This is a genomic window from Agromyces sp. NPDC052230 (assembly GCF_040679595.1).
Lineage (GTDB): Bacteria > Actinomycetota > Actinomycetes > Actinomycetales > Microbacteriaceae > Agromyces.
The window spans coordinates 212,334-227,165 of sequence record NZ_JBFAVC010000001.1 but is presented as its reverse complement, the minus strand read 5'-3'; the positions used below and the strand labels follow the sequence as shown (position 1 = coordinate 227,165).

Sequence of the window (14,832 nt, the reverse complement as noted above, 5' to 3'; positions counted from 1 at the left end):
GGGTTGAAGCGAGCGGCCCGTCGGTCGCCGGTTCCGTCGAGGTGCTGCTGGGCGCTTGGCTCACGGAGGCCTCCTCTGAACGGGCGGCAGTGTCACCATGAAGCTCGGCGATGCTGCCGCGGTCCTGCCCATTATGGACGTGTTCATGCAGAGTCGGAAGGGACCCGCCCGCAACTGACGATCCCGTGCGAAACACCCGGCAGATGGTGCTGGCGCAGTACGCGGCGCACGGATATCGTCGGCACGAGGCAGCGGGGCCGTACGATTCCCGAGGAGCAAGGGAGCACCATGCAGTCGACGTCGACGCAATCGGAACGCACCGCCCTGCGGGGCCAGTTCGGCCAGGTCCTGCTGGCGACCTTCGCGTCGACGATCGGCTTCTGGGCATGGATGGTGATCGCGCCCCTCCAGAAGACCTACGCCACCGAACTCGGGCTCGACGAGGGGCAGATCTCGCTGATGCTCGCCATGCCGGTGCTCGTCGGCGCGCTCGGCCGGATCGTCGTGGGCGCACTCGCTGACCGGTTCGGCGGACGCAGGATGTTCGCCATCGTGCTGCTCGCGGCGGTGCCGCCCGTGCTGCTCGTCGCCCTGGCGGGCAGCCTGCGGAGCTTCCCGCTCCTCCTGGTGGCCGGCTTCCTCCTCGGCGTGGCGGGCACGATCTTCGCCGTCGGCGTGCCGTTCTCGAGCGCCTGGTACGACGCCAAGCGCCGCGGCTTCGCGACGGGCGTGTTCGGCATGGGCATGATCGGCACTGCGGTCTCGGCGTTCTTCACGCCGCGACTGGCCGAGAGCATCGGATACGTGCCGACGCACCTGCTCATCGCGGCGATCATGGTGGCGACGGCCATCGCGGTGTGGGTGTTCCTGCGGGACTCGCCCGCCTGGGAGCCGAGCCGCCAGGCGCTCATCCCGAAGGTCATGGGCGCGCTGCGACTCCGCATCACGTGGGAGATGTCGTTCCTCTACGCGATCGTCTTCGGCGGCTTCGTGGCCTTCGCGACCTTCCTGCCGAAGTACCTCACGACGATCTACCCCGACGACGTCGATCCGATCGGGGCCGGTACCCGCACCGCACTGTTCGCGGTGGCGGCGGTGATCGCCCGCCCGATCGGCGGCGTGCTCTCGGACCGTTTCGGGGCGAAGATCGTCTCGCTCGTGTCGCTGGCCGGCATCGTGTCGCTCGCCTACGTGGTGGGCCAGCAGCCGCCTGAGGGCATCGTCACCGGGATGACCTTCATCGCCATGGCCGGGGCGATGGGCCTCGGCATGGGTGCGGTCTTCGCGTGGGTCGGCCCGTCGACGCCGAAGGACAAGGTGGGTGCCGTCACGGGGGTCGTCGCCGCGGCGGGCGGCCTCGGCGGGTACTTCCCGCCCCTCGTGATGGGTGCCACGTACTCCGCCGAGACGAACTCCTACGCCCTCGGGCTGTGGCTGCTCGTGCTCGTCGGTGCCGTCGCGCTCGTCGTCGCCGGGATGCTGCGCGACGCGCGGCCGGCGGCCTGAGCGGGAGCGTGCGGTCGGGGCGAGCGGTGATCAGGCCGTCTCGTCGGGCGACCAGCCGTCGGCGAGCGCGGTCGCCCGCGCGGACAGCTCGTCGAGCGAGCCCTTGCCGGCACCGACCGCGAGCCCGACGACGAAGGTGCTGAGCGGAGCGGCGGGCCGCGCCACCCCGTGCGCGACGTCGCGCGCGAGGTCGAGGACCGCGCCGACGGGAACGGAGGCCGGGTCGATCCCGAGGTCGGTCGCCAGGGCGGCGAGCCATCGGTCGAGCGTCTCGGGGGACTGCGGGGTGTCGTCTGACATGTCGTGCTCCTCCTGTCGGGTCGTGCGTGAGAGGTCGTCCCACGTGTCGATGTCGTGCGTCGTGCCGTCGTCGGCCACGGCGGTGAGGTCGACGGATGCCGCGAGGCGGCGCATGGAGGCACCGTCGATGTCGCTCGCAAGCGCGTCGAATGCCCGGCCCAGGGCCGAGCTCGAGTAGATCGCAGCGAGCCACTGCTCGCGGCCGGATTCGTCGACGAGGCAGACGCCGTCGGACCCGGGGTTCGCTCCGCGCGCCGCAACCAGGAGCTGCGCCGCTGATCGCGCTTCGGGCATGTCGCAGGCGAGGACGAGCACATCGTGCCCCGGCTCGTCGGGGAGCCCGTCGAGGGCCGCCAGGCCGACGGCGAGCCCCGCGACGGGCCCGCCGAACGGCGGGTCCTCGCGCACCAGGAGGCAGCCGGGCGCGTCGAGCGTGGGCGGACCCACGACGACGACCTCGCGGCATCCGACCGACCGGGCCGCCTCGATCGCCGTCTCGAGCAGCCGCCGGCCCCCCACGACCAGGTCGGGCTTCGACGCGCCGTCCAGGCGTGCGGCGCGGCCGCCCGCGAGGATGATCGCATCGAGGCCGCTCACCGGGTGACCGCCACCTCGACCACATCGCCGGCCGCGACCTCGACGACGTCCTCTGGGACGATCGCGAACCCGTCGGCCATGGCGAGTCCGCCGACCAGGTGGGAGCCCGAGCCGCCGCCGGTCGCGGGCCGCACCGTCGGTGTGCCGTCGCGGTCGCTGCCGAGTGCGATGGGCATGTACTGACGACGACCCGACGGGGACCGCCAGCCGAGGTCGGCTTTCACGCGCCAGGTCGGTCGCCGCACCTCGGCACGGCCCGCGAGGCGCAGCAGCGCCGGGCGCACGAACGCCTCGAACGACACGGCGACGGCGACCGGGTTGCCCGGCAGGCCGAAGACCGGGGTGCCGTCGGGCAGCACGCCGAACGCCTGCGGCTTGCCGGGCTGCATGGCCACCCGCGGGAAGTCGACCGTGCCGAGCTCACCGAGCACGTGCCGGACGACGTCGTACGCGCCCACGCTCACGCCGCCCGAGAAGACCACCGCGTCGCACTCGGCGCGCGTCTCGAGCCAGTCGCGCAGGTCGTGCGGATCGTCGGGCAGGTGCAGCGCCTCGGTCACGACGCATCCGGCCTCGGCCACGAGTGCCGCGAGCAACAGCGAGTTCGAGTCGTGGATGAGGCCCCGGGCGAGCGGGGCGCCCGGTTCCACGAGCTCGCTGCCCGTTGCCACGACCGCGACCCGGGGCACGGCGACCACGGGCAACTCGGCGAGTCCGGCGGCTGCGGCCGCGGCGACGCGGCGTGCGTCGAGTGCCATGCCCGCCGAGAGCAGGCGGTCGCCGGCGCGGAGGTCCTCGCCGCGGAGGCGGATGTGGTGGCCGGGCCGAGGGGCCGCATGGATCGCGACGCGCGCGGTGCCGGCATCCGTGCGCTCGACGGGCACGACCGCGTCGGCGCCGGCAGGGACGGGCGCGCCGGTCATGATGCGGGCCGCCTGGCCCGGGCCGATGGTCACCTCCTCGGCGGTGCCCGCCGGCAGGTCGGCGACCACGTCGAGCACGACCGGTGCGTCGTCGTCGGCGGCCGCGACATCCGCTCGCCGTACGGCGTAGCCGTCCATCGCCGAGTTGTCGAAGGAGGGCAGGTCGACGAGGGCGTCGATATCGCTCGCGAGCGTGCGGCCGGCGGCATCCGCAAGTCGTACGACCTCGACGCCGCTGAGGGGTACGACGGTGGCGAGGATCCGCTCGAGGTGCGTCGACACCGGAACGAGGGGCGCCACGCCGTCGGGCGCCGACTGGAACGTCGACATACGCTCCACGCTAGTCGCCGACCCGTGACAGCAGGCGTCGACGTCACTAATGTGAAGCGCACGAAGCGCAGCCCCAGCGGGAGGAGACGCGATGTCATTCATCACTCGAGGGTTCAGCGGACGCAGCCGCGAGCGCGACGATCGCCTGCCTCCCGGCCAGACGCTCGTGCACGATTTCCCCGTGCTGTCGGCCGGCCCGACGCCCGACGTGGACACCGCCGACTGGGAGTTCACGATCCGCACCGAGTCGGGTGAGCACCGCTGGAATTGGGACGAGTTCATGGCGCTCGACATCGAGGACGTGTCGACCGACATCCATTGCGTGACGCACTGGTCGAAGCTCGGTACGAGCTGGCGCGGCGTCTCGCTCGACACGCTCTTCGCCGACGTCGAGACCGAGCTGGAGTACGTCATGGCGCACAGCTATGGGGGTTACACCACGAACGTGCCCCTCGAGGAGCTGCTCGACGGGCAGGCGTGGGTGGCGTTCGAGTTCGACGGCGAGCCGCTGGATCCCGAGCACGGCGGGCCCGCGCGGCTGCTCGTGCCGCACCTCTACTTCTGGAAGAGCGCGAAATGGGTGCGCGGGCTCGAGATGATGGACCAGGACGAGCCCGGCTTCTGGGAGCAGAACGGCTACCACCTCCACGGAGATCCGTGGAAGGAGGAGCGGTACTGGTGAGCGACGCGGCGGGCGGGTCGACGCAGGTGGCCTCGCCAGGTGCGGCGCTGCGGGCGGTGCCCCGCGCCGGCTGGCATGCTGCAACGGTCGCCGCGACGCGCCGCGAGACTCCGAATGCGACGCGGCTCGAGCTCGACGTCGACGGCTGGCCCGGCAACGCGCCCGGCCAGCACCTCGACGTGCGGCTCACGGCGCCCGACGGCTACACAGCCACGAGGTCGTACTCGATCGCCTCATCCGGGCCTTCGACGCGGGTGGTGCTCGCGATCGACAAGCTCCCCGACGGCGAGGTGTCGCCGTTCCTCGTCGACGAGGTGCGTGCGGGCGACCAGCTCGAGGTGCACGGCCCGCTCGGCGCGTTCTTCGTGTGGCGGCCCGGTTCACGACTCGGCGCCGCGGCCGATGCGCGCCCGGTGCAGCTCATCGCCGGCGGCTCGGGCGTCGTGCCGCTGTACGCGATCGCGCAGGCGCACGCCGACGCCGGCGACCTCGCGCCGTTCCGGCTGCTGTATTCGGTGCGCACGCCCGAAGACGTCTACTTCGCCGACGAGCTGCGCGAGCTCGTCGCGGCATCCGCGCCGCTCCGGCTCGACCTCGTCTACACGCGGCGCACTCCCGAGGGCTGGTCGAAACCGGCGGGACGCATCACGCGCAAGGCGTTGGAGGACGCGGTGATCCCCGCCGGCGAGCGCCCGCTCGTCTACGTCTGCGGGTCCACCGGGTTCGTCGAGCGCGTCGCGGACTGGTTGGTGGAGCTCGGCCATGAGGCGCGGTCGATCCGCACCGAGCGTTACGGAGGCATGTGATGGAGCACCTCGACGGTAATTCCCTCGCCGGTCCGCTCGCCGAGTTCTTCACGTTCGACGTCACGATGGCCCGGGCGCGCTGCGGCGGATGCGGCGAGGTGGCCGAGCTCGCGCGGGCGATGGTCTACCCGAGCGGCGCCGGCATGGTCGTGCGGTGCGGCTCGTGCGACGAGGTGCTCGCGACCCTCGTGGAGTCGGACGACCGCGCGTGGATCGGGTTCAGCGGCGTGACCACGATCGAGGTGCGGCGGGAGCCCTCCTCCTCCTCCTCCTCCTCCTCAATCTGAAGCGCGCCGGCCACGCGCGCGCCCGCGAGCCGCATGACGCACGAATCGGCGGATATACGATCCGCCACCCCGGCTCGTCGGCTGGATGCGCGGCGCGCCGGATCGTATATCCGCCAGAACGTGCACTTCGCCGGCGAGAGCGGCTTCTGCGAGGCTTGAACCATGTGGATCGGCTGGATCGCGTTCGACCTGCTGCTCGGCGACGTGCACTCGCTGAAGGAGAAGCGCGCGGTGCTCCGTCCCATCCTCGCCGAGTTGCGCAGGGTGACCGAGTCGAGCGTCGCCGAGGTGGGTGATCAAGACCTGCATCGGCGCGCGGAGATCGGCGTCGGCGTCGTCGCGTCGAGCGCCGATCGGATCACCGACGTGCTCGACCGCGCCGAGCGGCTCGTGGCCGCGCGGCCCGACATCATGCTGCTGTCGGCGAGACGGCGAATGCGGCGCAGCGACGACGACTGACGACGACGCGTTCAGGCGAGCGTCGAGGCGACGACGAGCCACCACGCCGGGAACGCGAGCCAAGCCAGGCCGGCGATCGCGGCGCCGAAGACGTAGAGCGTCGTCTGAAGCATGGACCCGGCCGGTGCGGCGTACCCAACGCTCGCGATGACGGTCGCCACGATGAGCGCGGCCACCATGGCGACCGCGACAACCGAGACCCACGACGGGAGGGCACCGGCGACGTTCGCCGCGCCGGCGGCGACGGCCGCCCAGACGAACGTGACGAGGGTCGCACCCACCGCGACGACGGACTGCACCGACAGGCCGACCACGCCCGTGATCATGAGCAGAGTCACGATCGCAATCGCCGCCGCTCCGACCGACGCAGCGATCGTCAAGGTCCAGAGCCACGGACCTCCGCCCACGTACAAGGTCAACAGGATCATCGCCACCACCCAGGGGCCGGCGCCGAGCACCGCGAGCCAGTCGTTGACCGGCCCGAGCCACGCCCACCGGGTCTGCGGGGTGCCGAACGGCGTGGCGAGCAGGAAGAAGAGCGCCAGGGCGATGAGTGCGGCGAGGCTCAGGAATCCCTGCAGGCCCGCCCAGACGCGCACCTGCTCGCTCGACACGACGGGTTCGATGGCGGCGACCTCCATGATTCGCACCTTCCGGACTCACCGCCGATCGTCCACCCGAACGACCGTGATGTCACGCGACGAGCGCCCCGTCCTTCCACACGCGCGCGACGAGCGGCACGCCCGGCCGGTACGCGAGGTGCACGTGGCTCGGGGCGTGGAGGAGCGCGAGGTCGGCGCGCGCGCCCGGACGGATCGCCCCGACATCCGTTCGCCGGAGCGCCGCCGCACCACCCGCGGTCGAGGCCCACACCGCCTCAGCCGGGGTCATGCCCATGTCACGCACGGCGACGGCGATGCAGAACGGCATCGAGCTCGTGAAGCTGGACCCCGGATTGCAGTCGCTCGCGAGCGCGACGGTGACGCCCGCGTCGATGAGGCGCCGCGCATCCGGGTAGGGCTGGCGGGTCGAGAACTCGACGCCCGGCAGCAGGGTGGCGACGGTGTCGGATGCCGCGAGCGCCGCGACATCCGCCTCGCTGAGGTAGGTGCAGTGGTCGACGGATGCCGCGCCGAGCTCGACCGCGAGCAGAACTCCGTGACCCTCACCGAGTTGATTGCCGTGCACCCGGACGCCGAGCCCGGCGGCCGCCCCGGCCGCGAGGACGCGACGGGACTGCTCGGCTGTGAACGCGCCGCGCTCGCAGAAGGCGTCCACCCAGCGTGCGTGCGGAGCGCACGCGGCGAGCATCTCGCCCACGACGAGGTCGACGTAGGCGTCGGACTGATCGGCATACTCGGCGGGCACCACATGCGCGCCGAGGAATGTGACCTCGTCGGTGACCTCGCGCGCGAGTCGGAGGAGCCGCTCCTCCTCGCCCACCGAGAGGCCGTAGCCGCTCTTCACCTCGAACGTCGTCGTGCCCTGCGCATGCAGCTCGGCGACGAATCCCGCCAGCCGCGTGCGCAGGTCGTCGTCGGTGGCAGCCCTCGTCGCGGCGACCGTGGAGCGGATGCCGCCCGCCTCATATGGGCGCCCCGCCATGCGCGCGGCGAACTCCTCGGCGCGGTCGCCGCCGAACACGAGGTGCGTGTGGCTGTCGACGAAGCCGGGGATGACGGCCCGCCCGCCGACGTCGACGACCTCGACGTCCGCGTCCCAGAGGGTGCGGTGCTCGTCGCCCTCGCGTCGGTCCTCGCGCTCGTCGCGTCTGGCGAGATGCTCGGTCGCCTGCGTTCCCCGGCCCACCCAGGCGATGCGGCCGTCTTCGACGAGCACGGCAGCGTCGCGGACGATGCCGAGTGGTCCGCCCTGACGGTCGGGCGCCGGTTCATTCGTGACGAGTTCCCCGATGCCCGTGAGGAGCATGCGTTCCGTGGCAGCGCCGTCGCTCATGCGTCGAGCATAGGCACGCGCAGCCCGCGCTCGCGGGCGACCTCGATGGCGCGCTTGTATCCCGCGTCGACGTGGCGCATGACGCCCGAGCCCGGGTCGTTCACGAGCACGCGCGCGATCTTCTCGGCGGCGAGGTCGGTGCCGTCGGCGACGACGACCTGCCCGGCGTGGATCGAGCGTCCGATGCCCACGCCGCCGCCGTGGTGGATCGACACCCACGTGGCGCCCGAGGCGGTATTGAGCAGCGCATTCAGGAGCGGCCAGTCGGCGATCGCGTCCGAGCCGTCGGCCATCGCCTCGGTCTCGCGATACGGCGAGGCGACCGAACCCGAGTCGAGGTGGTCACGGCCGATGACCACCGGCGCCGAAAGCTCGCCCGACGCGACCATCTCGTTGAACTTCAGCCCGGCGAGGTGGCGCTCCTGGTAGCCGAGCCAGCAGATACGCGCGGGCAGGCCCTCGAAGTGCACCTTCTCGCCGGCCTGGGTGATCCAGCGCCGCAGGTGCTCGTCCTCGGGGAAGAGTTCGAGGATCGCGCGGTCGGTCGCGGCGATGTCGGCGGGGTCCCCCGAGAGCGCCGCCCAGCGGAACGGCCCCTTGCCCTCGGCGAACAGCGGGCGGATGTACGCGGGCACGAAGCCGGGGAAGGCGAACGCGCGCTCGTAGCCGCCGAGCTCGGCCTCGCGCCGGATCGAGTTGCCGTAGTCGAAGACCTCGGAGCCCGCGTCCATGAAGCCGACCATGGCCTCGACGTGCCTGGCCATGCTCGCCCGGGCTCGTGTGGTGAACCCTTCGGGGTCGGATGCCGCGAGCGCGTGCCATTCCGCGACCGACACCCCTTCAGGCAGGTACGACAGCGGATCGTGCGCGCTCGTCTGGTCGGTGACGATGTCGATCGCGACGCCCCGCGCGAGCAGCTCGGGGAACACCGTCGCGGCGTTGCCGACGAGTCCGACGCTGAGCGGGGTGCCCGACGCCTTCGCGGCGAGCACGCGAGCGACGGCATCGTCGAGGTCGTCGGCCAGCTCGTCGAGGTAGCCGTGGTCGACGCGGCGGCGGAGGCGCGTCTCGTCGACGTCGACGATGAGCACGGCGCCGCCGTTCATGGTCACGGCGAGCGGTTGCGCGCCGCCCATGCCACCGCAGCCCGCCGTGAGCGTGAGCGTGCCCGCGAGGGTTGCGGCTGCGGCATCCGCTGCGCTCTCGCCCCGCTTGGCGGCGAGCGAACGCGCGACGGCGCCGAACGTCTCGTACGTTCCCTGCAGGATGCCCTGCGTGCCGATGTAGATCCACGAGCCGGCGGTCATCTGGCCGTACATGGTGAGGCCCAGCGCCTCGAGCCGGCGGAACTCGGGCCACGTCGCCCAGTCGCCCACGAGGTTCGAGTTCGCGATGAGCACGCGCGGCGCCCATTCGTGCGTGCGGAAGACGCCGACGGGTTTGCCCGACTGCACGAGCAGCGTCTCGTCGGACTCGAGGTCCTCGAGCGTGCGCACGATCGCGTCGTACGCCTCCCAGTTGCGGGCGGCCTTGCCGGTGCCGCCGTAGACGATGAGGTCCTCGGGGCGCTCGGCCACCTCGGGATCGAGGTTGTTCATGAGCATGCGCAGCGGCGCCTCGGTCTGCCAGCTCTTCGCGGTTAGCTGCGAGCCGCGGGCGGCCCGGACGGTGCGCGCGGGGGCGGTGGGTGCGTCGGTCATGCCTCGATCACACCGCACCCGGCATCCGGCGACAACGGATGCCGCGTGGCGCGCGTCCGGGATCCCAGACGCGGTGCTCCCGTGATCGACGAGTGCTTGGTCTGGACGCCGGCGCAGGCGCGCCTCTCGACCGTCGAGGGCCCGCTCAGCCGAGCGTGATGCCGCGGGCCGCCATGAACGGGATGGCGTCGACCGCGATGCCGCCGAGCCGCACCTCGAAGTGCAGGTGGCATCCGGTGGAGGCGCCCGTCGAGCCCACGGCGCCGATGAGCTGCCCCGCAGCGACGCTCTCGCCGGGCGACACGGCGATGCCGCCATCGATGAGGTGCGCGTATCCGGTTGCGACGTTGGAGCCGTGGTCGATCAGGACCCAGTTGCCGTAGGTGCCGTTGCGAGCCGCCTGGACGACGGTGCCGCTCGTCGCGGCGAAGATGGGCGCGCCGCACGACGCCGAGAGGTCGGTGCCGCGATGGAAGTCGTTGACGCCCGCGACCGGCTTGTTCGGCCTCGGGCCGAACCCGTCGGTGAGTCGGCCCGCGACGGGAAGTGCCCAACCCTGGTCGCTGAGCTGGCCGGCGTCGGTGGGCAGTGACGCGATCAGGGCGGTGCTGCTGCTCGAGGCCAGCCTGCTCTGGTCGCTCGCCTGGGACTGTGCGTCGTCGAGGGCTCGTCGCGCCTCGGCCACCGCACGCTCGGCTGCGGCGACCTCGGACTCGAGCGCCTCCACGGGTACCGCGTCCACGGCGGCCAGCGCGGCATCGGCTCGCTCCTGAGCGGCGTCGGCGTCCTTCGCACGTGCCTCGGCGATCTCGAGGAGCTTCGCGGCGTCGCCGTGCACCTGGGCGACTCGGGCGACACCGCCGAGGCCCGCGAGCAGATCGTTGCCGGCGCCGAAGACGGCGTCCATCGACGAGATGGTGGTGCCGTCACCCTGTGCGGCGGCGAAGTACACGCGCCCGGCCGCGTCGGCTCGGAGCTGCGCTTCGTCGGCCGCCTCCTGCAGGACCCCGGCCACCGCACGGGCCGCCTCACGCGTGGAGCGGGCGTCGGCGAGTGTCGCCTCGGCCTCGCGGAGCGTGGCCAGGGCTCGGTCGAGCTTCGCACGGGCGGAGACGATCGCAGCCGACTCCACCGTCGGCGTGGTGGTCGACGTCGTCGCCCGCACGACGGGTCCGTCGCCGGAGAAGGTCAGCGGCGCGCTCGGCAGCGGCGCGCCCGTTGCGGGCGGAACACTGGCCGGCGGCGGCGTCGGCTCGCCGGTGGCGGGCGGAGGTTCCGTGGGCGGAGGTTCCGTCGGCGGAACCTCGGTCGGCGGCGGCTCCGTCGGCGGCGGTTCCTCGGTGGGTGGAGGTGGTTCCTCGGTCGGAGGCGGCGGTTCCTCCGTGGGAGGAGGTGGCTCTTCCGTCGGCGCCGGCTCCTCGGTCGGCGTCGGTGCCGGTTCCTCGGTCGGAGCGGGGGCCGTCGGCTCGGGGCTCGGGGTCTCCGACGAAAGCGCCGGATCGGTGGGCACGACCTCTTCCGCATACGCCGGGCTGACCCCGCAGAACCCGAACAGCGCGACCGCGGTGACCGTGGCCACCACTGCACCTCGACGACCGCCGCCGCGTGCGTACCACGGGCGTTGTGGGGCGAAGTCCAGGCGATCGGGCGTCATATGATCCGTTCGGCGGTCGGCCCGGGAGCCGATCTCGTCCAGTCTTACACCGGGTCCCGATGGAGACAACACCCTCATCCGCCCGATTTCGCCCAGTTCGGGGCACACGGGCGGGAAGGCGGGATCGACTCAGTCGAGCCGGCCCGCGGCGGATGCGGCGCGATCGCGTACAGTTCCGGACGCCACGAGCCCGCTGATCGCCTCGATCTCCGGGGAGAGGAACCGGTCGGGTCCGGGCACGCTGCCGACCTCCGCCACGAGCGACACCACCGCGCCCGTCGCCGGGCCCGGCGACAGTGGCGCTCGCAGCGCGAGCCCGCGCGCCGCCGTCATGACCTCGATCGCCAACACGCGGGTGAGTCCGTCGATCGCCCGCCGCAGCTTGCGAGCGGCCGCCCAGCCCATGGACACGTGGTCCTCCTGCATCGCCGAGGACGGAATCGAATCGACGGATGCCGGTACGGCGAGTCGCTTCAGTTCCGACACGATGCCCGCCGCGGTGTACTGCGCGATCATGAGCCCCGAGTCGACGCCGACCTCGTGCGCGAGGAACGGTGGCAGCCCCTGATTGCGCGCGCGGTCGAGGAACCGGTCGGTGCGCCGCTCGCTCATGCTCGCGACATCCGCTACCGCGATGGCCAGGAAGTCGAGCACGTACCCGACGGGGGCGCCGTGGAAGTTGCCGTTCGACTCGACGCGCCCGTCGAGCGTGAGCACAGGGTTGTCGATCGCGCTCGCGAGCTCGGCCTCGGCGACGGATGTCGCGTGCGCGACCGTGTCCCGTGCGGCGCCGTGCACCTGTGGAGCGCACCGCAGCGAGTACGCGTCCTGCACACGCGTGCACTCGGGACCCTTGTGGCTCGCCACGATCGGCGACCCGGCGAGCAGCCGTCGCAGGTTCGACGCGGATGCCGCCTGCCCGCGCTGCGGGCGCAGTGCATGCAGGTCCTCGGCGAACACGGCGTCGGTGCCGAGGAGCCCCTCGATGCTCATGGCCGCGGCGATGTCGGCGGTGATGAGGAGCATCCGGAGGTCGTCGATCGCGAGCGCGAGCATGCCGAGCATGCCGTCGGTGCCGTTGATGAGCGCGAGGCCCTCCTTGGCGCCGAGCCGCAGCGGAGTGATGCCTGCGGCGGCGAGGGCGGACGCCGCATCCGACACACCGCCGGACGTCACCCGCACCTCGCCCTCGCCCATGGCCACCAGTGCGCAGTGCGCGAGCGGCGCGAGATCGCCCGAGCAGCCGAGTGACCCGTACTCGCGCACGACGGGGGTGATGCCGGCGTTGAGGATCGCCGCATACGTCTCCGCCGTCTCGCGGCGCACGCCCGTGCGTCCGGTCATGAGCGTCGACAGGCGCAGCAGCATGAGCGCGCGCACCACCTCCGTCTCGACCTCGGCGCCCGATCCTGCGGCGTGCGAGCGCACGAGGCTCGCCTGCAGCTGGGCGCGGCGGTCCTCGGCGATGAACGTGGTCGCGAGCGCGCCGAAGCCGGTCGAGATGCCGTAGTGCGGCTCGGGATCGGCGGCGAGTCCCTCGATGATCGCGCGACTCGCGGCCACACCGTCGAGCGCGGCCGGGTCGAGGGCGACGGATGCCCCGTGGCGGGCCACCGCGACGACGTCGTCGATCGTGAGCGGCCCGGCGCCGACGGTGACGGATGCCGCGGCGGCGCGGGCGGGCGTGGGCGCGATGGTGCTCATGCCTCCGATTCCACACCGCGCCCCCGCCGTGGGAAACGGTGGGCCCGTGGCATCCGTCCGGGATCCCAGACGCAAGCGTAGGCTGGGCGTGCCTCGAGGAAGGAGCGGACGATGGAACCGGCATCGAAGGTGCCGGCGGCCGACCAGGCGCTGGCGATCCTCACGCACCTCTCGTCGCAGCGCGGCCCGGTGCCGGCGGCGACCATCGCGACCGCGCTCGGCCTGCCCCGCTCGACCGTGTACCACCTGCTCTCCGTGCTGCAGCACCGCGGTTTCGTCGTGCACCTCCCCGAGGAGCGCCGGTACGGCCTCGGGATCGCCGCGTTCGAGCTCTCGAGCGGGTTCAGCCGTCAGCAGCCGCTCGCGCGGCTCGGGCGTCCGCTCGTGGCGGGACTCGTCGACCGACTCGGCGAGTCGGGCCACCTCGGGGTGCTGCACGGACGCGACGTGCTCTACCTCGTCGAGGAGCGGGCGCCCCGCCGTCCGTCACTCGTGACCGACGTCGGCGTGCGTCTGCCCGCACACCTCACGGCGACCGGGCGGGCGATGCTCGCCGCGCTGCCGGCAGCCCAGCTGCGCGCCCTGTATCCCGACCGGGAGGCGTTCGCTTCGCGGCATCCGCTCGCCGAGACCGACGAATGGAGCTATGGCCGGTTGAAGCGCGTGCTCGCCACGGTGCGCGAGCAGGGCTGGGCGGGCGAGCACGGCGAGGTCACCGAGGGACTCGCCTCGGTCGGGGTGCCCGTGCTCGACCACCTGGGGTGGCCGGCCGCGGCGATCGCGGTGACGTACCCCGAGGCTTCCTCGCCCGAACTGCAGCCGCTCGTCGTGCCGGCGGTGCAGGATGCGGCGGCCACGCTCTCGAAGCGGATCCTCGGCGCACGGCAATAGGCCGGCGAGCATGCGCGCGTATGGGCCGCGTGAGAAACGGGCTAGCGTGGAAAGCCGGTGCGGCGACACGACGAGGAGGCGACGATGGCCCGGTTCATCCGATTCAGCGAGCACGGTGGTCCCGAGGTGCTCACGCAGCTCGAGGGCCCGGCGCCCGAAGCCCCCGCTGACGCCGTGGTCGTGGAGGTTCGCGCGGCCGGTGTGAACCCGGTCGACTCCAAGATCCGCAGCGGGAAGCGCGGCAGCCTCGACTTCAGCGAGCCCGCCGGCATCGGCGCGGATGCCGCGGGCGTCGTCGTCGCCGTCGGCGAGGGCGTCGACGGGGTGCGGGAGGGCGACGAGGTCATCGTGCACGGCGCTTCGGGCACGTACGCGAGCCACGTGGTCGTGAAGCCCGCCAAGCTCCTGCCGATGCCCGCGGGGCTCGGCTTCGAGGAGGCTGCGGCGCTCGGCATCCCGGCTGGGACCGCCTACCAGGTGCTGCGGTCACTCGGCCTGCGCGAGGGTGAGACGCTCCTCCTGCACGCCGGATCCGGAGCGGTCGGCCTGGCCGCCATCCAGTTCGCGCAGGAGTGGGGCGCGAAGGTCGTCGCCACGGCGTCGCCCGCGAACCACGAACGGCTCCGCCGGCTCGGCGCCGTGCCCGTGGCCTACGGGCCGGGCCTCCTCGACCGGCTGCGCACGGCCTCGCCCGAGGGCTACGACGTCGCGCTCGACGGGGCCGGCACCGACGAGGCCATCGAGGCCTGCCTCGAACTCGTCCCCGACCACTCGCGCATCGCGACCATCGTGCGCATGGCCGACGCCGACGCCCTCGGGATCCGCACGTGGTCGAGCGCCATCCCCTCCACCATGGGTCCCGAGGAGCTCCGGCTGCGTGCCGAGGGCGTCGCCGAGGCGGCTCGTCTCGCCGCCGAGGGCCGGTTCCACGTCGAGATCGCCTCGCGCTACCCGCTCGCCGAGGCCGCCGACGCGCAGCGCGAGAGCGAGACGGGACATCCGCGCGGAAAGATCGTGCTGATCCCCTGAACCGGTTT

The 14,832-nt window shown here is 72.6% G+C and carries 14 protein-coding genes; 7 read left to right on the top strand and 7 right to left on the bottom strand.

Annotation, left to right across the window (positions count from 1 at the left end; all coding sequences use genetic code 11):
* Positions 1 to 288: 288 nt before the first annotated feature.
* A complete protein-coding gene (locus AB0K73_RS01070; protein WP_360511039.1) occupies positions 289 to 1,506 on the top strand; it encodes an MFS transporter in 1,218 nt (405 codons plus the stop codon).
* A 30-nt stretch (positions 1,507 to 1,536) separates the two neighbouring features.
* On the opposite strand, the gene AB0K73_RS01065 is transcribed toward AB0K73_RS01070, so the two are convergent.
* Positions 1,537 to 2,403, bottom strand: a complete 867-nt coding sequence (locus AB0K73_RS01065; protein WP_360511040.1) for an NTP transferase domain-containing protein — start codon at positions 2,401 to 2,403, stop codon at positions 1,537 to 1,539.
* Entirely contained in the window at positions 2,400 to 3,656 is a 1,257-nt protein-coding gene (gene glp / locus AB0K73_RS01060) for a gephyrin-like molybdotransferase Glp (RefSeq protein ID WP_360511041.1), read from the bottom strand. Before glp ends, AB0K73_RS01065 begins: the two co-directional genes overlap by 4 nt.
* A gap of 91 nt (positions 3,657 to 3,747) precedes the next feature.
* On the opposite strand from glp, the gene AB0K73_RS01055 reads away from it, so the two are divergent.
* The 4 genes from AB0K73_RS01055 (at position 3,748) to AB0K73_RS01040 (ending at position 5,890) form a co-directional block, all read left to right on the top strand.
* Complete coding sequence (locus AB0K73_RS01055; protein WP_360511042.1) at positions 3,748 to 4,338, top strand: sulfite oxidase-like oxidoreductase; 591 nt, start codon at positions 3,748 to 3,750, stop codon at positions 4,336 to 4,338.
* Complete coding sequence (locus AB0K73_RS01050; protein WP_360511043.1) at positions 4,335 to 5,144, top strand: ferredoxin reductase; 810 nt, start codon at positions 4,335 to 4,337, stop codon at positions 5,142 to 5,144. Before AB0K73_RS01055 ends, AB0K73_RS01050 begins: the two co-directional genes overlap by 4 nt.
* A complete protein-coding gene (locus tag AB0K73_RS01045) occupies positions 5,144 to 5,431 on the top strand; it encodes a DUF6510 family protein (RefSeq protein ID WP_360511044.1) in 288 nt (95 codons plus the stop codon). The genes AB0K73_RS01050 and AB0K73_RS01045 overlap by 1 nt, the downstream gene beginning before the upstream one ends.
* A 162-nt stretch (positions 5,432 to 5,593) precedes the next feature.
* The gene (locus AB0K73_RS01040; RefSeq protein WP_360511045.1) at positions 5,594 to 5,890 is read left to right on the top strand and encodes a DUF503 domain-containing protein; all 297 of its coding nucleotides are present in this window, start codon (positions 5,594 to 5,596) and stop codon (positions 5,888 to 5,890) included.
* A gap of 11 nt (positions 5,891 to 5,901) precedes the next feature.
* Here AB0K73_RS01040 and AB0K73_RS01035 read toward each other — a convergent pair whose 3' ends face one another.
* The 5 genes from AB0K73_RS01035 to hutH form a co-directional block, all read right to left on the bottom strand.
* Positions 5,902 to 6,531 (bottom strand): hypothetical protein, encoded by a 630-nt coding sequence (locus AB0K73_RS01035; protein WP_360511046.1) that lies wholly within the window; start codon positions 6,529 to 6,531, stop codon positions 5,902 to 5,904.
* 52 nt (positions 6,532 to 6,583) lie between these two features.
* On the bottom strand, positions 6,584 to 7,846 hold the full coding sequence (gene hutI, locus AB0K73_RS01030) for an imidazolonepropionase (protein WP_360511047.1): 1,263 nt from the start codon (positions 7,844 to 7,846) through the stop codon (positions 6,584 to 6,586).
* The gene (gene hutU / locus AB0K73_RS01025) at positions 7,843 to 9,546 is read right to left on the bottom strand and encodes a urocanate hydratase (protein WP_360511048.1); all 1,704 of its coding nucleotides are present in this window, start codon (positions 9,544 to 9,546) and stop codon (positions 7,843 to 7,845) included. Before hutU ends, hutI begins: the two co-directional genes overlap by 4 nt.
* A gap of 145 nt (positions 9,547 to 9,691) precedes the next feature.
* Positions 9,692 to 11,125, bottom strand: coding sequence for a M23 family metallopeptidase (locus AB0K73_RS01020; RefSeq protein ID WP_360511049.1), 1,434 nt, complete (start codon positions 11,123 to 11,125; stop codon positions 9,692 to 9,694).
* 204 nt (positions 11,126 to 11,329) lie between these two features.
* Complete coding sequence (gene hutH / locus AB0K73_RS01015) at positions 11,330 to 12,904, bottom strand: histidine ammonia-lyase (protein WP_360511050.1); 1,575 nt, start codon at positions 12,902 to 12,904, stop codon at positions 11,330 to 11,332.
* Between the two features lie 111 nt (positions 12,905 to 13,015).
* Here hutH and AB0K73_RS01010 point away from each other — a divergent pair, with 111 nt between their 5' ends.
* Positions 13,016 to 13,795, top strand: a complete 780-nt coding sequence (locus tag AB0K73_RS01010; protein ID WP_360511051.1) for an IclR family transcriptional regulator — start codon at positions 13,016 to 13,018, stop codon at positions 13,793 to 13,795.
* An 84-nt stretch (positions 13,796 to 13,879) separates the two neighbouring features.
* Entirely contained in the window at positions 13,880 to 14,824 is a 945-nt protein-coding gene (locus AB0K73_RS01005; protein WP_360511052.1) for an NADP-dependent oxidoreductase, read from the top strand.
* Positions 14,825 to 14,832 lie beyond the last annotated feature (8 nt).